Genomic DNA, 18,401 nt, shown 5'->3' with positions numbered 1-18,401 from the left:
ACAGTTAAACGACGGGTATCACCATGCCGGCTTTCAAGACTCTTGACGATCTCACCGACATTGCGGGCAAGCGCGTGCTTGTGCGCGTCGATCTCAACGTTCCGGTCGCCGACGGCAAGGTCAGCGACGCCACCCGCATCGAACGCGTCGCTCCGACGATCAAGGAATTGTCGGCCAAAGGCGCCAAGGTCATCCTGCTCGCCCATTTCGGCCGCCCCAAGGGCGAACCGGTCGCCGACCAGTCCCTGTCGCTGATTGCGCCGGCCGTCGAGGAAGTTCTCGACCAGAAGGTCGCCTTCGCCTCCGACTGCATCGGCGCTCCGGCAGCCGACGCGATCGCCGCCATGCAGAACGGCGACATCCTGCTTCTGGAAAACACCCGCTTCCACAAGGGCGAAGAAAAGAACACCCCTGAATTCGTCGCGGAACTCGCGAAGAACGGTGACATCTTCGTCAACGACGCCTTCTCGGCCGCCCACCGCGCCCACGCTTCCACCGAGGGCCTCGCCCACCACATGCCCGCCTATGCCGGCCGCACCATGCAGGCCGAGCTCGAGGCACTCGAAAAGGGTCTCGGTCAGCCTGCCCGTCCGGTCGTCGCGATCGTCGGCGGCGCCAAGGTTTCGACCAAGATCGACCTGCTCTCCAACCTCGTGAAGAAGGTCGACGCACTGGTGATCGGCGGCGGCATGGCCAACACCTTCCTCGCCGCCCAGGGGATCGATGTCGGCAAGTCGCTCTGCGAGCATGACCTCGCCGAGACCGCGAAAGAGATCCTCGCAACGGCCAAGACCGCCGGCTGCGCCATCGTCCTTCCGGAAGACGGCGTCGTCGCCCGCGAATTCAAGGCAGGCGCCGCCAACGAGACGGTCGACATCAAGGCCATTCCGTCCGATGCCATGGTGCTCGACGTCGGACCGAAGTCAGTCGCTGCGATCAACGCCTGGATCTCCAAGGCTTCAACCCTCGTCTGGAACGGTCCGCTCGGCGCCTTCGAAATCACCCCGTTCGACACCGCCACCGTCTCGGCCGCCAAGCACGCGGCGGAAGAAACCCGGGCCGGCAAGCTCGTCTCGGTCGCCGGTGGCGGAGACACGGTATCGGCGCTCAACCATGCCGGCGTGGCGGACGATTTCAGCTATGTTTCCACGGCCGGCGGCGCCTTCCTCGAATGGATGGAAGGCAAGGAACTGCCCGGCGTGGCGGTTCTCTCTTCCTCCAAATAAGCGCATGTTGGATGGCGGCGGATTTTTTGAATCTGCCGCCATTAACTTTAGCCATTATTTATTGAATTTTAAAACGATTGAAGTGATTTCAATCGTTTCAATAGGTTAGGCTGCCATTTTCCTACCATGGAAGTTCTGTTATCGGCGGTGGCATCTTGGTCTTGCGAGGCTGAAATGACGGAATGTCTCGAGGAAATCGATCCCGAGACTGGTCAAATCGGCTTTGCCACCTAGTTGCAGAAACACAGAACACACGTGAGCGCGCGACGCGCCATGTTTAGGGATAGGAGTGAGCTATGGTAGACGCGAAGATGTTGGACAAGATCAGCTCGGCGCCCGGTTTCATTGCCGCGCTGGACCAGAGCGGCGGTTCGACCCCCGGTGCATTGCGTCTCTATGGCGTTTCCGAGTCCGACTACAACGGCGACGAGGAAATGTTCCGCCTGGTGCATGCCATGCGCGTCCGCATCATGAGCGCTCCGGCTTTCTCCGGCGACAAGGTCATCGGCGCCATCCTGTTCGAGCGGACCATGGACGGCGACGTCAATGGTGAAGCCGTTCCGACCTACCTCTGGGAAAAGCGCGGCGTCGTGCCCTTCCTGAAGGTCGACAAGGGCCTCGAAGCCGAACAGAACGGCGTACAGCTGATGAAGGCCATGCCCGATCTCGACGCTCTCCTGATCCGCGGTCGCGAAAAGGGCATGTTCGGCACCAAGATGCGCTCGGTCATCGCCCATGCCGACAAGGCCGGCATTGCCGCCGTCGTGAAGCAGCAGTTCGAAGTGGCCCGTCAGATCATCGGCCAGGGCCTGATGCCGATCGTCGAGCCGGAAGTCTCCATCAAGAGCCCGACCAAGGTTGAAGCCGAAGCCATCCTGCGCGACGAGATCGCCAATGAGCTCGACAAGCTTCCCGCCGGCGAATCCGTCATGCTCAAGCTGACGATCCCGACGGTCGCCGACTTCTATGCACCTCTCGTTGCTCACAAGTCGGTTGTGCGCGTCGTCGCCCTGTCCGGCGGCTACAGCACCGTGGATGCCTGCGAAAAGCTCAGCCATAACCACGGCATGATCGCCAGCTTCTCGCGCGCCCTGGCAGAAAACCTGCGCGTCTCGATGAGCGACGCCGAATTCAACGCCAGCCTGGCCAAGACGATCGATGCGATCTACGCCGCGAGCGTGAACAAGGCTTGATCCGGTTCTGAAGGCTTGCCTTGCGGCAGAGCGGAAAACGCCGCCGTGGGCAAGATCCTAGAGAACCTGAGAGACAGCAACAGAGCCCCGCCACCGGCGGGGCTTCTTCGTTTCAGGGATGAGACACCCTTCGCCGCCGCTTGCCTTCCCGGCCGGCGAAACTATAATTGAGACCGCTGAGGACGACCTCTCCCCACAATGGGCATTTGACCGGGACGACCCGACCCTCGTGTGGGAGACAGAATATGCGTAAAACCGGCGACCGGATCCGTCACGCCATCAGTTTCGAAGTCATTGCCCTCGGGCTCGTCACGCCGCTCGGCGCCTGGGTCTACGACCTGCCGTTCACGGACATCGGCGTCGTCAGCGTGGGCAGCGCCACCATCGCAATGCTCTGGAACTACATCTACAATATCGGCTTCGACCATGCGATGCAGCGGCTCGTCGGAACCACCGCCAAGACGGTGCCGATCCGCGTCGCCCATGCAGTCCTGTTCGAAGGGGGCCTTCTCTTCGTCCTCGCCCCCTTCATCGCCTGGTATCTCCAGGTCGGGCTCTGGCACGCGGTGGTGATGGACGTGTCGTTCTCGCTCTTCTATCTGGTCTACGCCTTCGTCTTCAACTGGAGCTATGATCGCGTCTTCCCGATCCCGGAATGGCAGACCCAGGATGAGGCGGCCGGCTGACACGGGAAGAAACAGCCTGAACCCAGCGGAGAAATCATGCGCGACATCCCGTTCGTTACCGTCGACGTCTTCACCGACACCCGCTATGCCGGCAACCCGCTGGCCGTCATCCTCGACGGGCGCGACCTGACGGACGGCCAAATGCAGGAGATCGCCGCGGAATTCGGCTATTCCGAAACCACCTTCGTGCTTCCGCCACGCGATCCTGCCAATACTGCGGAGGTCCGCATCTTCACGCCGGTGACGGAAGTTCCCTTTGCCGGACATCCGAATGTCGGGACAGGCTTCGTGCTCGGCCGCCTCGGTCAGGTCTTCGACCGCCCCACGAACCCCCTCATGCGCGTCGAGGAGAAAGCCGGCCTGGTCGAGGTCGAACTGGTCGAAGCCGACGGCACTGTCACCGGCGCCTCCATCCGCGCGCCCGGCCCCCTGTTCGTCGGCAGCCGGGTTCCGCCGGCAGAACTTGCCCCCTGCGTTTCGCTCGCAGAGGCGGATATCGTGACGACCCGTCACGAGCCGGTTTTCGCCTCGGTGGGCCTGAAGTTCATCTTCGCCGAGGTGGCGGGCCTGGAAGCCCTCGGACGTGCAACACCGCGGATCGAGCCTCTCGGCACGCTCCACGACGCCTATGCCCATGAAGAGAGCGACTGCGCCATCTTCCTTTACACATGGGTCGGCGAGGATCATGTCCGCGCCCGCATGTTCGCACCGTTCGACAACGTTCCCGAAGACCCCGCGACCGGTAGCGCATCGGCGGCCCTCGGCGCCTACCTGACCACGCTGGAGACGGCAACGCCAAGCCGGCACCTGGTCGTGGAACAGGGGGTGGAGATGGGCAGGCGGAGCGTCATCCGGGTGAATGTCTCGACCCGCGGCGGCATTTTCGAACAGGTCTCCGTGGCCGGCAGCTGCGTCGAGGTCATGCGCGGCACGATAAGCCGCTAATCACCGGGGCCGGCAGGAATGCCCTAGGGGCGGATCAAAAGCGTGATCGACCAGATCACGAAGGCGACGATTGCAATCTTCCAGAAGTCGCTGCGGCGGCGCAATCCCGGCAGGCCGAGCGGCTTGATGACCTGGATCGCCATGGCGAGGATGAGGAGAAGGCCGATCACCTTGGTCATGGAAATTTCCCAGCGCGCCGATTCCGGCAATGTCACAACGCCGACACTTTTGCCCGCCAGAAGAATTTCCCGCAAGCGCCGATCTGTGTTCAGCTCTCGGTAGGAACCTTGCCCTAATCTGTGACGTTTCAGTACCCCGCTTGTCTCCACCTCCGGCCAACCCCGTTCGATAGCGAAGCCATGCGACGAAATCTTCTGCCAGTCATGGCGCTCCTGCTTGGAACCCTCTTCCTTTTCCTGGGGAACGGCCTGCATGGCCTGTTGCTGCCGGTACGAGGTTCGGCAGAGGGCTATTCGAACGAAATCCTCGGCCTTCTCGGGACGTCCTGGGCAACCGGCTTCGTTCTCGGCTGCTTCCTGGCGCCGAAACTCGTCATGCGCATCGGCCATGTACGGGCCTTCTCAAGCTTCATCTCGCTGATCGCGGTCATCGCGCTGATGACCGGCATTCTTGTCGACCAGTACTGGTGGGTCGGCCTGCGCGCGTTGACCGGCTTCTGCATCGCCGGAACCTCGATGATCATCGAGAGCTGGCTGAACGAGCGCGCCACCAACGAGAGCCGCGGCACGATCTTCTCCTTCTATATCTCCATCACCCTGATCGGCGTGGTCGGCGGACAGATGCTGGTCGGCGTAGTCGATCCCTCGACCACAATCCTCTTCATGATCTGCGGCATTCTCTATTGCCTCGCCATGCTGCCGACCACGATGTCGACGGCCGCCTCGCCGCAGCCGCTGAAATCGGTCAAGCTCGACCTCCCGAGCCTCTACCGCAACTCTCCGGTCTCCTTCGTCGGCATCCTGTTGATCGGCATTGCCAACGGCGCCTATGGCACGCTCGGCGCTGTCTTCGGTGCCCGCGCCGGCCTTTCGCCCAACATGATCGCCATCATGCTGTCGGTGACCATCTTCGTCGGCGCCCTGATGCAGTTTCCCGCCGGCAAGGCGTCTGACCGGACCGACCGCCGCTACGTACTTGCAGCCCTCTCGGCCATCGCCGCTGTCGCCGCCCTCGTGCTCGTCCTGCTGCAGCCGCACAACCATGTCGTGATGATCGTCTTCGTGACGCTCTATGGTGCAGCCGCCAACTCGCTCTACCCGATCGCCGTCGCCCACGCGAACGACTTCGCCAGCTCCGACGAGTTCGTGAAGGTGTCCGGCGGCCTTCTGCTGCTCTTCGGCATCGGCACCATCATCGGCCCGACGATCGGCGGCCCGGTCATGACCGAGCTCGGTCCCTATGCTCTCTTCGCCGTGACCGCCATCGCCCACGTGTTGCTGACCGGTTATGCCATCTACCGCAGCCGCCTGCGCGCCGCGGTTCCGGTCGGTGATCGCGAGCATGTACCGAACATTCCGGTCACCGCCTCGCCGATGAGCACGCCGGAAAGCCTGACCCTCGACCCCCGCGCGGCACCCTTGCCGCCGCATGAGGCCGACCAGCAGGCGAATCACCCGAGGGCATCAGGGGAGGCGAGACCATGATTTTCGACGAGGACAAGCCGAAGAAGCCCGTTTCGCACGAGATCGGCAGCGACCTTTCCTTCCTCTCGGCCGACGAACTTAACGCTCGGATCAGCCTCCTCGAGGCTGAGATTGCGCGACTCACTGAGGAGCGTCAGCGCAAGGAAGCGGGCAAGCGCGCGGCCGACAGCTTCTTCAAGCCCAAAGTATAGTCTCGAAAGAGTACATATCCGGCGGTTGATATCCCGGAAGATCAGAATTTTCGGCTTTGCATTTACTATCCGTTAAGCCTTTTGAGCGAATATAGCTTCATCCGGCCATGCTGGATTCAGTTCGTTTCTCCTTATGGCGATCGTCTGATTTTTCTCCCTGTTTTACCTTGAGAGCCGCTTTTGCGGCTCTTTTTTTGCGTTCGGGTCGGCCCTATATTGAAAATTGTGGGAATTAACCCTTCTTTAATAAACGGCTTGCGCATTTGGGGTATTGGTAGCATCGTACGGCCATGAAAAGCGGCAGGAACAAGTCAAGCGTCCATGTCGTTACCCAGTAAAAGTGATGCGTAATTCAGGGGTGAACCGATGTCTGAACTCGGATTGAACACTGTGAGCTTTGCCGGACGCGCCGCTGCATCGACGCAGTTCAAGGCGACCTATGCCGAGGGCATGGGCCTGGTCGAAGAAACCGCCGCCTATCTCGATGGCCCGGGCCGCGCCGCCGCCAAGGTTCTGCCCCGCATGGCATCTGTCCTCTACGCCGCGGAATCGATGCGCCTCACCACCCGTCTTATGCAGATGGCCTCCTGGCTGCTCCTGCAGCGCGCCGTCAACAACGGCGAAATGAGCCGCGACCAGGTTATCTCGGAAAAGAGCAAGGTCCGCCTCGACGGCTTCAACGTCGACCGTCAGGCCCCCGGCTGGAACGATCTGCCGGAATCCTTCCGCGACCTCGTCGAGCGTTCGCTGCGCCTCCAGAACCGCATCGCCCTTCTCGACCGCGAGATCTATCGCCCCTCCGACGCGCCGATCGTCCCGGACAACGAAAACAGCGTCCAGGCTCAGCTCGATCTGCTGCGGACCGCCTTCAACGCGAACTGATCGGCGTCTTGCGCCAGGCATCGCCAAAACAAAACGCCCGGCCTGCATCGCAGCGCCGGGCTTTTCATTGCGCAACGGGCGCCAGTTCCCGAAATGCAGGCAACAAAAAAGCCCGGTCGAAACCGGGCTTTTCCGAAAAACGTCGATCGTCGATCGATCAGAGGCCGAGGCCACCGAAACGCTTGTTGAACTTCGAAACGCGGCCGCCGCGGTCCATCAGCTGCTGGTTACCGCCGGTCCAAGCCGGATGGGACTTGGGGTCGATTTCGAGGTTCATGACGGCGCCTTCCGAACCCCAGGTAGAACGGGTTTCGTATTCGGTGCCGTCGGTCATGACCACCTTGATGGTGTGGTAGTCGGGATGGATATCAGCCTTCATTGCGATCTTCCTGCTGTGCCGGAGGGTCCAAATGCCGCAATTGCGTCATGGAGACCTATTCAATAAATCAAGCCGATGTCCGAACAGGCCACGGCTTCCCAATTCGATGCGGTGCCTATACATGAAGGGCGCAAGGATAACAAGTGCCATGGCACGAAAGCCCGCAAACCGGGCCGGAGAAGAGTAAAGTGTCCGCAGTCACCGATGTCGACCAGCCGAAACGCCGTTCCCTGAAACCCCTGGCGGGCTTGTTGCCCTACGTGATGCGCTACCGGAAACTCGTCGCCGGAGCCCTGTTTTTCCTCGGTCTTGCGGCCGCCACGACACTGGCCCTGCCGCTTGCGGTCCGCCGCATGGTCGACCACGGCTTCAGCGCTGCCGACAGCGGTTTCATCAACAACTATTTCGGCATGATGATCGTCATGGCCATCGTCCTCGCGCTCGCCAGCGCGATGCGCTACTACTACGTCATCACGATCGGCGAACGCGTCGTTTCCGACCTCCGGCGCGATGTGTTTGCGCATGTCACGCGGCTTTCGCCTGCCTTCTTCGACGTGAACCAGTCAGGCGAGATCGTCTCGCGCCTGACCGCCGACACCACTCAGATCAAGTCGGCCGTCGGGGCCACCGCCTCGCTGGCCCTGCGCAACTCGATCCTCTGTCTCGGCGCGATGGCGATGATGATCTATACGAGCCCGCGCCTTTCGGTCCTGGTGCTCGCCGCGATCCCGATCATCGTTTTCCCCCTCGTCGCCTTCGGCCGCTCCGTGAGACGCCGCTCCCGCGCCGCCCAGGACACGCTAGCTCAGGCATCGGCGTTTGCGGGGGAAACGATCGGCGCTGCCCGCACCGTCCAGGCCTTCAACGCCGAAGGCATCGCCAACCAGCGCTATGGGGACGCCGTCGAGGGCGCCTATGAGGCCGCCCGCGCCGCCATCAAGTCGCGTGCACTGCTGACCGGCGTCGCCATCACCCTCGTCTTCGGCAGCATCGTTGCGGTGCTCTGGTTCGGCGCGCAGGGCGTACTGGCCGGCACGCTGTCCGCAGGCACGCTCGGCCAGTTCCTGCTCTACTCCGTCATCGCCGCCGGCTCGATGGGCACGCTGTCCGAGGTCTGGGGCGAACTCGCCCAGGCCTCCGGTGCCGCCGAACGCCTGACCGAGCTGTTGCAGGAAGTCTCCCAGGTGTCGGCGCCGCCCCATCCGAAGGCGCTGCCGGTTCCGGCCCAGGGCGGCGTCGCCTTCTCCGACGTGCACTTCGCCTATCCCTCAAGCGCGGCAAAATCGGCGCTGAAGGGACTTTCCTTCGCCGTCCAACCCGGAGAGACCGTAGCAATCGTCGGGCCTTCCGGCGCCGGCAAGAGCACCGTCTTCTCGCTGATCCTGCGTTTCTATGACCCGTTGAAGGGGGCAGTCGCCCTCGACGGCATCGACATCCGCAACGCCGATCCGGAAAGCGTCCGCGCCCGCATCGCCATCGTGCCGCAGGACGTAACCGTCTTCGCCGCCTCCATCCACGACAACATCGCCTTCGGCTCGCCGAACGCGACCCGCCAGATGGTCGAGGCCGCCGCCGACGCCGCCCAGGCGACAGAATTCATCCAGCGTCTGGAACACGGTTTCGACACGCAGGTCGGTGAACGCGGCATCACCCTTTCCGGCGGCCAGCGCCAGCGTATCGCGATCGCCCGGGCCTTGCTGCGCAATGCTCCGCTGCTGCTGCTCGACGAGGCGACCTCCGCCCTCGACGCGGAAAGCGAAACGCTCGTTCAGAAGGCGCTTGACGGCCTGATGAAGGATCGCACCACGATCGTCATCGCCCATCGTCTCGCAACGGTTCTGAAGGCAGATCGCATCCTGGTGCTGGATGACGGTCGCATCGTCGAGGAAGGCACCCACCACAGCCTGATCCAGCAGGGCGGCCTCTATGCCAAGCTGGCGCGGCTGCAGTTCGAGACCGGCGGGCGGGACTTCACCGCTCCGGCAGCCGAGTAACTGGGGCTATTGCAGTCGGAGCCGTCAGGCTCCGACCGAACGGCCCGCGATGCGTCCGGAGAACAGGCAGCCGCCAAGGAAGGTCCCTTCCAGCGCATTGTAGCCATGCACGCCGCCGCCGCCGAAGCCGGACACCTCTCCAGCCGCATAGAGACCCGGCACCGGCTTGTTGGTGCTGTCGAGCACGCGGGCCGAGAGATCCGTATGCAGGCCGCCGAGCGTCTTGCGCGTCAGCACGTGCAGCCTGACCGCGATCAGCGGACCGGCCTTGGCGTCGAGCAGGCGGTGCGGCCGGGCCGTGCGCATCAGCTTGTCGCCGATGAAGTTCCGCGCGCCCCGGATGGCGGTCACCTGGGCATCCTTGCTGAAGCTGTTTTCGATCTCGCGATCCCGCGCCTCGATCTGGGCTCTCAGGTGATGAATGCCGATCCTGTGCTCACCGGTCAGGGTATTCATGGCCAGCACCAGGTCCTCCAGCGTGTCGCGCACTACGAAATCCTCGCCCTTGTCCATGAAAGCCTGCACGGGACCGGGCGGGTTCTTACCGAGGCGCTTCAGGAGAAGGCGGATGTTCTTGCCGGTGAGATCGGGATTCTGCTCCGATCCGGACAGGGCGAATTCCTTCTTGATGATCGCCTTGTTGAGCACGAACCAGCTATATTCGTCGCCCCGTGCCCGGATCGCCTTCAGCGTCGCCAGCGTGTCGAAACCCGGCATGGCCGGCGCCTGGAAGCGGTTGCCATCCGCGTCACACCAGAAAGAGCTTGGACCGGGCAGGATGCGGATGCCGTGGTTCGGCCAGATCGGGTCGAAGTTCCGCAGCCCCTCCGTATAGTGCCACATGCGGTCGCCATTGATGACCTCCCCGCCGGCGGCACGCGCAATCGCCAGCATCCGGCCGTCCACATATTGCGGAACGCCGGCGACCATCGACCGCGGCGCCGGTCCCAGCCGATCGACCGGCCAGCTCTTGCGCACCAGATCGTGATTGCCGCCGATGCCGCCCGAGGCGACGATGACGGCGCCGGCGGTGATCTCGAATTCCCCGATCGGTTCGCGCGACGTAGCAGCCCCGCGCGGTGCGGCATCGCTCGCCAGCACGGTTCCCCGCACGCCTGTGACAGCGCCGTTGGTGACGACAAGATCATCGACCTGATGGCGGAAGCGGAATGTCAGCCGGCCATTTTCCTCGGCCGCCCTGGCACGGCGGATGAAGGGCTCCACGACGGCCGGCCCGGTTCCCCAGGTAATATGGAAGCGCGGCACCGAATTGCCGTGTCCGCTCGCGAGCGACCCGCCGCGCTCGGCCCAGCCGACCACCGGAAACCAGCGGACACCCTGCCGGTGGAGCCAGTCGCGCTTCTCGCCGGCGGCGAATTCGAGATAGGCGTCAGCCCAATGGCGCGGCCAGTAATCCTCGATCCGATCGAACCCTGCCGAACCGTACCAGTCCTGCCGCGCCAGTTCGAAACTGTCGCGAATGCCGAGCCGGCGCTGTTCCGGACTGTCGATGAAGAAGAGACCGCCGAGAGACCAGAAGGCCTGCCCGCCGAGATTCTGGATGCCTTCCTGGTCGAGCACGCAGACCTTCAGTCCGCGATCCGCGGCCTCTGTCGCCGCCACCAGTCCCGCAAGTCCCCCGCCGATCACCAGAACATCGAATTTCATCCGCAGCCTCCCCCTCGCACTCCCACATGCTCGTCTTACTTTTACGGGCACGTAAGCTGTGAGACAACCCAGCAGTTCTGCTAGGTCTCCGGGAATGTCAACGTTCGGTGAGCTTGAGCTCGATTCGGCGATTCTGGGCTCTCGCCTCGACGCTGTCGCCCTCGGCGATCGGCTGGTATTCGCCGAAGCCGGCAGCGACCAGACGGTTGGACGGCACGCCCTTCGCAATCAGATACTTGACCACCGAGATCGCGCGGGCAGCCGAAAGCTCCCAGTTGTCGGCAAAACGACCGGCACCGGTCAGCTGGACATTGTCGGTGTGGCCGTCAACGCGCAGAACCCAGTTGATCTCCGGCGGGATCTCCTTGGCAAGGTCGAGAAGCGCGGTCGCGAGCTTTGCCATTTCCGCCTCGCCGGCCGGGTTCAACTCGTTTCCACCGGAGGGGAAGAGCACTTCGGACTGAAAGACGAAGCGGTCGCCGACGATGCGGATGTTTTCCCGGTCGGACAGGATTTCCCTGAGCCGTCCGAAGAAGTCGGACCGATAGCGGTTAAGTTCCTGGACGCGTTGGGCGAGCGCCACGTTCAGCCGGCGGCCGAGGTCGGCGATCTTGGCCTGCGAGTTCTGGTCGCGCGCCTCGGATGCCTGAAGCGCCTCCTCGACAGCGGCAATCTGGGCACGCAAGGCAGCGATCTGCTGGTTGAGCAGTTCGATCTGGCTCATCGCCCGTTCGCTCACCTGCTTTTCCGCGTCGAGTTGTTCGGTCAGCCGGCCGACCTTTTCGTTGGCCACGTCCGTCGAGCCGCTTCCGGCATCGAGCAGCTGCTGCAGGCGGCTGCGCTCGCTTTCCGAAGACGCGAGCGACGACTGAAGCGCTGCAAGCGTGTCTTCGAGATCCTGCTTTCCGCTCTTCTCCAGGGCGAGCAGCTGCGTCAGTTCGGCAATCTGGCTGTTCAGCCTGGTCAGCACCTCGTCCTTGCCGGTGATTTCCCGGCTCAGGATGAATTGCGCGAGCACGAAGACGGTGAGCAGGAACATGATGGCGAGTAGCAGCGTCGACAGGGCATCGACGAAGCCCGGCCAGTAGTCCACGCCCCGTTCGCGGCGGCGGTTGCGGCCAAGCGCCATGGCTACTTGCCCCCGCCGAACTTCTCGTTCAGGCCTTCCAGCGTCTTGCGCATGGCGCGAGCGTCTTCCTGCTGCGCCTCGATCCAGTCACGCAGCATCTGCTGTTCGTTGCGCATGTTCTTGACGAGCCCCTGTATGCCCTCGGCAAGCCCGGCGATGGCGGCGACCGAGCGATCACTGCCGCCGGTGCCGGCGCTCTCCTTGCTGGCAATCCTGGCGAGCTGGTCGACGAGACGCTTGATGTCGTCCGCCGGAATGCCGGTCAGACCATTGCCGGCAGCAATCTCCGAATCGACGTCGGTCACGGACGAGAGCCAGTTTTCCAGCTCGGTATAGAAACGGTTCTGCGCACGGCCGGCCTGCAGATCGAGGAAGCCCAGGATGAGCGAGCCGGACAGGCCGAGCAGCGAGGACGAAAACGCCGTACCCATGCCGGAGAGCGGACCGGTGAGCCCGGTCTTCAGCGCCTGCAACACATCACTGCTGTCGCCGGAGGAAGGATCGAGCGACTGGATGACCTCGCTGATCGAGGCGATGGTTCCCAGCAGGCCCCAGAAGGTGCCGAGCAGGCCGAGGAAGACGAGAAGGCCGATCAGGTAGCGTGACGTGTCGCGTGATTCGTCGAGACGGGTGGCGATCGAATCGAGGATCGAGCGCAGCGCGGTGGTCGAGATCGCCGGCGAGCGTCGACCGCCGATCAGCGCCCGCATCGGCGCGAGTAGCCGCGGCTCGCGCCCGACCTTGTCGGCATTGCCCGCCGCGCGGAACGAATTGAACCAGCGGACCTCGGGGCGAAGCGCAAGCACGTGGTTGAAGACCAGCACGATGCCGACCGCCAGAACCCCGAGAATCAGGCCATTCAGCCCCGGGTTGGTGACGAAGGCCGCATGGGCCTGCCGGTAGAGGATTGCAGCGATGAAGCCGACGATGATCAGGAAGATCAACATGGTGCTGAAGAACGGCATCGGGCTCGAGAGCTTGTGACCGTATTCTCCGGGGACGGCATCGACCGCCTCCAAATCCGCCAGCTTTACTTTCGCCATGTCGTACTCAGCCTCCGGGAATCTGTGTGCCGGAGGCTAGTGGAAAATTGCGACGAATTGAAGCTAAAAGCCGCCGGCGGTTGCGACGGCTGAAAAGGCTCAGGCCTTGGGGATCGGCCGCGCGATGACCTCGGTCAGCGCATTGCGGATATATTCGTTGCCGGCGACCACGCCTCCGGTGTGGAACATGTCCTGGCCACCATGCATGTCACTGACGAAACCACCGGCTTCCCGGATCAGCAAGAGACCTGCCGCCATGTCCCAGGCATTGAGCTCGGCTTCCCAGAAACCGTCGAGGCGACCGGCCGCGACATAGGCGAGGTCGAGTGCCGCAGCGCCCATGCGGCGGATGCCGGCCACTTCACCCATGACATGGCGCAGTTCGATGAGGAACTTGCCGTGCGCGCCGCGGCCGAGATGCGGCACGCCGCAGCCGATGACGCAATCGGAGAGAACCTTGCGCGCGGCGACACGGATGCGGCGATCGTTGAGGAAGGCACCGCCGCCCTTCTCCGCCGTGTAAAGCTCGTCGGTCGCCGGATTGAAGATGACGCCGGCGACGATCTCACCATTGCGCTCGAGCGCGATGGATACCGCGAACTGCGGAATGCCGTGCAGGAAGTTGGTCGTGCCGTCGAGCGGATCGACGATCCAGCGATGCGCGCCGTCGGTGCCCTTGATCTCTTCACTTTCCTCTCCGAGGAAGCCATAGGTCGGGCGCGCCTTCAGAAGCTCGTCGCGCACCAGCTTCTCGGCCTTGAGATCGGCCTGGGAAACGAAGTCGCTCGGTCCCTTGACGGAAACCTGCAGGTTCTGCACCTCGCCGAAGTCGCGCGACAAGGACTTGCCCGCCTTGAGGGCGGCCTGAACCATGACATTGAGGAGAGCTGAACGAGCCATTGGTGGTTTCCTTGAAATTGCAGCATGGCGCCGGGAACGGCGGCAGAAGCGGCGCGACGTGTCGCGGCGGCGGTTGGGCCGGTTCAAGACCACAAAAACAGCCGGATTTCAAGGGGCAACCACCATTCCGCCAGGCCATGAAGGTTTCAGGTTGGCCCGGCGACCACCCATCCGGCGATACCCGCGGCGACCGAAAGCAGTGTCGCGCCCCAGAGGTGAAGCGCAAAGCGCCCGTTGCCGAAGATCGTCGCATAGACCGCCTTGGCGAGCATGTTGCTCAGCACCGCGACGCCGATCGCCTTGACGGCCATCGGCACCGCGACGGTCTTGAGCATGCCCGCGACCGTCACGGTCGCCGCATCGACATCGGCGAGCGCCGAAAGCGCCGAGGCGAGAATGAGCCCTGCGTCGCCGAAGGTCACGGTTGCCGCGCGGGCGAGAAAGGCAACGACCGCAAGCAGGAGCGCCATCTTCGCGACGGCCATCAGCTCGAACGGATTGCCCGGCAGCTGCCGGTCGCCTGAGGGGTGGCCGTGCCGCGCCAGCAACAGGGCATAGAATACGAGGACCACGGTTCCCGCAGCAAGCGGGGCGAGAAGTGAGGGCAGCAGGGCCGCGGCGAGTGTGCCGACGAGAAAGGCGGTGCGCAGCAGCGAGACGGCACCGGCGCCGATCGCGCCGGCGGCGAGCGTTAGTTCGCCTTCGCCCGCCGCACTGCGCCGTGCGAAGGCGACGGTTGTGCCGGTGGACGAAACCAGGCCGCCGATCGCGCCGGCAAGCACGTCACCGCGCGTGGCGCCGAAGAGACGCACCGCGACATAACCGGCAAAGGAGATGGACGCCAGCGTGATGGCGAGAAGCACGATGCTCTTCGGCGAGACCCCGCCGAACGGCCCGACCGGCGCCTCGGGGATGATCGGCAGGAGCACGAAGGTCATCGCAAGCAGGATCACCGCCGAGCGAAGCTCGATCCATTTCAGCCGGCGAATGCCCTCGTGCAGGAATTCGCGGCTGGCAAGAATGGCGATCAGTGCCGCTCCACCGGCCGAGGCGATGGTCATGTCGCCGAGTGCGGCAAGCGCCCCGAGACCGAAGGTGAGAATCGCGGCGATCACCGAGGTCACGCTGTAGGACTGCTGGGCGATAGCCTCGCGCATCTCGAAGACGGCCATGACGGTGGCGACGGCGATCAGGAAGCCGGCCAATGCGATCCCCGGATAGCCGGAGGCGAGGCCGAAGCTCCGCTCGATCAGGCCGGCCACGCCCCCGACCATGCCGATCATGGTGAAGGTGCGGATCCCGGCAGTGCGCGCGCCTTCCGGCTCGTCGCGCTCGCGCCAGTGACGCTCGACGCCGACGGCCGCACCGATGGCGATCGCCAGGCCCAGCCGCTGAAAGAGTTCGAAACTGTCCACGCCCTGCCCCCTTGCAGCCCGCCCCCGGGCCGCGATCAGATGCGGCGGAACTTGTTCGCCGCGTCGATAGCCTTCTTCTGCTCGTCGTCGTTCAGCCCGAGATAGAAATCCTCAAGCGCCGGATCTTTAAGACCGGCACGCCGCGACAGCACATACCACTTAGCCGCCTCGACCGGATCCGGGCGAGTGCCCAGCGCGTTGATATAGAGATGCGAGAGCCGGTTCTGGGCCACGACGTTGCCGCGCATCGCGGCAATCTTCAGCCATCGAAAGCCTTCTTCGAGGTTTTTATCGCCACCGATGCCGTTGATCAGCCAGATGCCCATGTCGAGCTGCGCTGTATCGAAGCCCGCCTTTGCAGCGCGTGCCAGCCAGGAGCGTGCCTGTTTCCGCTTTTCCTCGGGCAAGTCCTTCAACGCGTCATAGATCTGCGCCACGGAATACTGTGCGTCGGCAATACCCTGCTCGGCCGCCTTCTCATAATAGGGAAGCGCGAGATGGAGGCCCTTCTGCCCCGGATTGTCCGAAACGAGGATCTGCGCCCAGTTGAACTGGGCCGAACTGTTGCCGGCATCCGCCGCCTTGCGCATGTATTCGTCGGCCTTGGCCTTGTCCTGCGCGACGAGCTTTCCTTCCATCAGCAGCATGGCGTACTTGAACATCGCCGCGGGATCGCCGGCCGCAGCCGCCTGCCCGTACCAGAAGGCCGCCCCCTTGGCGTCCTTCTTGATGCCAAGGCCACGATCCATCAGTTCGGCAAGCAGGGTCTGCGCGGCCGGATCGCCAAGCTGGGCGCGTGGCAATGCCTTGTCGACGGCAGTCAGGAAGAAACCGCGCTGGAAGGCGCCGTAGGCCTCGTCGACCTTGCCTTTGTATTCGGGTTCCGGAGGAAGATCCGGCAACGGTGCGCCCATGCGGGCAAAGATGTTGATGCCCTGGTCCGGGTCGGCCTGGCCGGCCACGCTGTCCTTGGCGGTCGGCCGGTCGCTGCGATCAAGCTTGCCGGCATCGGCCTCCGCAGGGGCTGCACGCTGGAGCACCCGTACGTCGGACGGAGCGAGCGGCCGCATCGTCGGCTGTTCGAGCCCCTGCTGGGCGAAGACCGCGAACGGGAGGCCGCCGGCCGCAACGGTGGCAAGCAGGGCTGACAGGAGTGACCGGTTGAAAGGACTTGAGCGCATGATGCGTATCAATCTTCAAACCGTGGCGCTTTTTCGTCAAGTTCGGCATTGATCCGCGCCACGATCGTGGCGGCCATTGCCGGGTCGGCAAAGACGGCCTCGCGCAGTGCCACGAATTCGACGCCGGTCGCCGCGACGACAAGTGCGGAGGCCGGATCCTGACCACCCATGACGATGCAGGGAATGTCGATCATCGCCGACCACCATTCGCCGAGTGCGAGGTTCTTGTTGTGGGCTTCCGGCTTGATGTCGCCGTCGAGCTTGCCGAAGAAGATGTAGTCCGGCTGCAGCTCGCCGATCTCCAGCGCATGGTGGCGATCCATCGCATTGCCGCCGCCGACGATCATCTTCGGAACATGCTTCTCGATCGCCTCGGCAAGTGTGGCCGCATTGCCGCTGACATGCAGACCATCGGCCTTGGCGCGGCCGGCGATCCGGCTGTTATCGGCGACGAGGGCGGCCGCCCCGGCGTCCTGGATCACCGGAACCACCAGTTCCGCATGCTTCTGGAACACCGAGTCGTCGAGCCCGTATTGCGGCAGGATAACCGATGCGACATCGCCGCCCTTCAGCGCATCGCCGACGACCCGCGCCTTCTCTGTGGCATCGGCGATGTCGGGCACGATCAGGACGAGGCGGCAGCGGTCTTCGGGAGCGGTCATGATTGTATCCATGTTCTTGAAGGGCGCCGAAATCTGCGCGACCCTCCCTCGTTTTGTCATCCCAAATCCGATAGACCGGTCCTTCGAAAGGATCAACAGAAACAAATGTCACCGGATCCCCTGTTCTATGCGGCGGCCATTCCCGCTGTGGCACTTGTCGGCCTTTCCAAGGGCGGGCTCGGTGGCGCCTTCGCGCTGATCGGCGTACCGCTGCTGGCCATGGTCGTTCCACCGATGCAGGCCGCCGCGATCTTCCTTCCGATCCTCATCGTCATGGACATCGTCGCGCTCGTCGCCTGGCGCAAGCACAACAGCCGCTCGACGCTGCTGGCGCTGCTGCCCGGCGGCATTATGGGCATCGCCTTGGGCTGGGCGACGTCGACCTATGTCTCGGTCAGCGCCATGCGCCTCGTGCTGGGCTCCATCTCTGTGATCTTCGCGCTGCGCTATTTCATCGAGGCCGCCCGCCAGTCGTCCTCTGTCGAGCCCACGGCAACCCCTGAACGCCCGGTCGCCGCAACCGTCTGGGGCACACTTTCCGGCTATGGCAGCTTCGTCGCTCATGCCGGCGGACCACCCTTCCAGATCTACACCCTGCCGCTCAGGCTCGACCCCTTATCCTATACCGGCACCAGCACGCGCTTCTTTGCCATCATGAACGCGATCAAGGTCCTGCCCTATTTCGCGCTCGGCGAACTCGGCACCACCAATCTCGGGCTGTCGGCAACCCTCCTGCCGGTCGCGCTGGTCTCGACCCTGATCGGTGCAAGGCTCGTGCGTTACCTGAAGCCGAGCGTCTTTTACCCACTGATGTACGGAATGGTCCTGATCGCCGGCGCGAAACTGCTCTACGACGGCGTCAGTGGCCTTTAAAAGTCAGCATTTCCAGCCGGAAACGCCATGCTGCGGCGCAGTTGCACGCTTGCCGGGTCTCAGCGATTGACGTAACCTCCGCGGGATGACGAACCCGGACCCGTTTACCGCGATTGCAGACCCGCACCGCCGCCATCTGCTGGAGGAGTTGCGGCGCGCGCCGAAGACCGTGAACGATCTGGCAAGCGGCCTGCCGATCAGCCGCCCGGCCGTCTCCCAGCATCTGAAGGCGCTGCTCGACTGCAACCTCGTCAGCGTCACGTCCGAGGGCACGCGCCGGATCTACTCCGTCAACCGCCTCGGTTTCGACCGCCTGAACCTCTGGCTCGATCAGTTCTGGTCCTAGTCTCGCCCTTGGCATTCGGAAAAA

19 protein-coding genes are annotated in these 18,401 nt (G+C 63.7%); 10 read left to right on the top strand and 9 right to left on the bottom strand.

Annotation, left to right across the window (positions count from 1 at the left end):
• Positions 1–23 precede the first annotated feature (23 nt).
• From HHL25_RS00800 to HHL25_RS00785, 4 genes are all read left to right on the top strand, one after another.
• The gene (locus tag HHL25_RS00800; RefSeq protein WP_169586310.1) at positions 24–1,226 is read left to right on the top strand and encodes a phosphoglycerate kinase; all 1,203 of its coding nucleotides are present in this window, start codon (positions 24–26) and stop codon (positions 1,224–1,226) included.
• Positions 1,227–1,522: 296 nt separating this feature from the next.
• The gene (locus HHL25_RS00795) at positions 1,523–2,419 is read left to right on the top strand and encodes a fructose bisphosphate aldolase (RefSeq protein WP_169586308.1); all 897 of its coding nucleotides are present in this window, start codon (positions 1,523–1,525) and stop codon (positions 2,417–2,419) included.
• Between the two features lie 245 nt (positions 2,420–2,664).
• On the top strand, positions 2,665–3,105 hold the full coding sequence (locus tag HHL25_RS00790) for a PACE efflux transporter (protein WP_169586307.1): 441 nt from the start codon (positions 2,665–2,667) through the stop codon (positions 3,103–3,105).
• 36 nt (positions 3,106–3,141) lie between these two features.
• Entirely contained in the window at positions 3,142–4,050 is a 909-nt protein-coding gene (locus HHL25_RS00785; RefSeq protein ID WP_169586305.1) for a PhzF family phenazine biosynthesis protein, read from the top strand.
• A gap of 23 nt (positions 4,051–4,073) precedes the next feature.
• Here the strand turns inward: HHL25_RS00785 and HHL25_RS00780 are convergent, their stop codons facing one another.
• A complete protein-coding gene (locus tag HHL25_RS00780; protein WP_169586303.1) occupies positions 4,074–4,229 on the bottom strand; it encodes a hypothetical protein in 156 nt (51 codons plus the stop codon).
• Positions 4,230–4,409: 180 nt separating this feature from the next.
• Between HHL25_RS00780 and HHL25_RS00775 the strand changes: the two genes are divergently transcribed.
• The 3 genes from HHL25_RS00775 (at position 4,410) to rcdA (ending at position 6,787) form a co-directional block, all read left to right on the top strand.
• A complete protein-coding gene (locus tag HHL25_RS00775; RefSeq protein ID WP_169586301.1) occupies positions 4,410–5,714 on the top strand; it encodes an MFS transporter in 1,305 nt (434 codons plus the stop codon).
• Complete coding sequence (locus HHL25_RS00770; RefSeq protein WP_169586299.1) at positions 5,711–5,905, top strand: DUF1192 domain-containing protein; 195 nt, start codon at positions 5,711–5,713, stop codon at positions 5,903–5,905. The genes HHL25_RS00775 and HHL25_RS00770 overlap by 4 nt, the downstream gene beginning before the upstream one ends.
• Before the next feature lie 366 nt (positions 5,906–6,271).
• Positions 6,272–6,787: a protease adaptor protein RcdA gene (gene rcdA, locus HHL25_RS00765; RefSeq protein ID WP_169586297.1), complete on the top strand. Its 516-nt coding sequence runs from the start codon at positions 6,272–6,274 to the stop codon at positions 6,785–6,787.
• A 157-nt stretch (positions 6,788–6,944) separates the two neighbouring features.
• On the opposite strand, the gene rpmE is transcribed toward rcdA, so the two are convergent.
• A complete protein-coding gene (rpmE, locus tag HHL25_RS00760; protein WP_003497640.1) occupies positions 6,945–7,166 on the bottom strand; it encodes a 50S ribosomal protein L31 in 222 nt (73 codons plus the stop codon).
• A 188-nt stretch (positions 7,167–7,354) separates the two neighbouring features.
• Between rpmE and HHL25_RS00755 the strand changes: the two genes are divergently transcribed.
• Entirely contained in the window at positions 7,355–9,160 is a 1,806-nt protein-coding gene (locus HHL25_RS00755) for an ABC transporter transmembrane domain-containing protein (protein ID WP_315853001.1), read from the top strand.
• Positions 9,161–9,184: 24 nt separating this feature from the next.
• On the opposite strand, the gene HHL25_RS00750 is transcribed toward HHL25_RS00755, so the two are convergent.
• The 7 genes from HHL25_RS00750 to HHL25_RS00720 form a co-directional block, all read right to left on the bottom strand.
• Entirely contained in the window at positions 9,185–10,828 is a 1,644-nt protein-coding gene (locus tag HHL25_RS00750; protein ID WP_169586294.1) for an FAD-binding dehydrogenase, read from the bottom strand.
• Positions 10,829–10,925: 97 nt separating this feature from the next.
• A complete protein-coding gene (locus HHL25_RS00745; protein ID WP_169586292.1) occupies positions 10,926–11,957 on the bottom strand; it encodes a peptidoglycan -binding protein in 1,032 nt (343 codons plus the stop codon).
• Between the two features lie 2 nt (positions 11,958–11,959).
• Positions 11,960–13,000: a flagellar motor protein MotA gene (locus tag HHL25_RS00740; RefSeq protein WP_169586291.1), complete on the bottom strand. Its 1,041-nt coding sequence runs from the start codon at positions 12,998–13,000 to the stop codon at positions 11,960–11,962.
• A 99-nt stretch (positions 13,001–13,099) separates the two neighbouring features.
• Entirely contained in the window at positions 13,100–13,900 is an 801-nt protein-coding gene (locus HHL25_RS00735) for an inositol monophosphatase family protein (protein WP_169586289.1), read from the bottom strand.
• Between the two features lie 146 nt (positions 13,901–14,046).
• Positions 14,047–15,315 carry an MgtC/SapB family protein gene (locus tag HHL25_RS00730; RefSeq protein WP_169586287.1) on the bottom strand — a complete coding sequence of 423 codons (1,269 nt, stop codon included), beginning with the start codon at positions 15,313–15,315 and terminating at the stop codon, positions 14,047–14,049.
• Positions 15,316–15,350: 35 nt separating this feature from the next.
• Complete coding sequence (locus tag HHL25_RS00725) at positions 15,351–16,496, bottom strand: tetratricopeptide repeat protein (RefSeq protein ID WP_169586285.1); 1,146 nt, start codon at positions 16,494–16,496, stop codon at positions 15,351–15,353.
• An 8-nt stretch (positions 16,497–16,504) separates the two neighbouring features.
• A complete protein-coding gene (locus HHL25_RS00720) occupies positions 16,505–17,158 on the bottom strand; it encodes a thiamine phosphate synthase (RefSeq protein ID WP_169586284.1) in 654 nt (217 codons plus the stop codon).
• A 105-nt stretch (positions 17,159–17,263) separates the two neighbouring features.
• Between HHL25_RS00720 and HHL25_RS00715 the strand changes: the two genes are divergently transcribed.
• Both HHL25_RS00715 and HHL25_RS00710 read left to right on the top strand, forming a co-directional pair.
• Positions 17,264–18,031, top strand: coding sequence for a sulfite exporter TauE/SafE family protein (locus HHL25_RS00715; protein ID WP_169586282.1), 768 nt, complete (start codon positions 17,264–17,266; stop codon positions 18,029–18,031).
• 85 nt (positions 18,032–18,116) lie between these two features.
• Positions 18,117–18,377, top strand: coding sequence for an ArsR/SmtB family transcription factor (locus HHL25_RS00710; protein WP_169586280.1), 261 nt, complete (start codon positions 18,117–18,119; stop codon positions 18,375–18,377).
• Positions 18,378–18,401: the final 24 nt, after the last annotated feature.

Source organism: Rhizobium terricola (assembly GCF_012927355.1).
In the GTDB taxonomy this organism is placed as follows: domain Bacteria; phylum Pseudomonadota; class Alphaproteobacteria; order Rhizobiales; family Rhizobiaceae; genus Allorhizobium; species Allorhizobium terricola.
The sequence above is the reverse complement of the archived record's forward strand: the minus strand, read 5'-3'. Positions and strand labels throughout refer to the sequence as shown.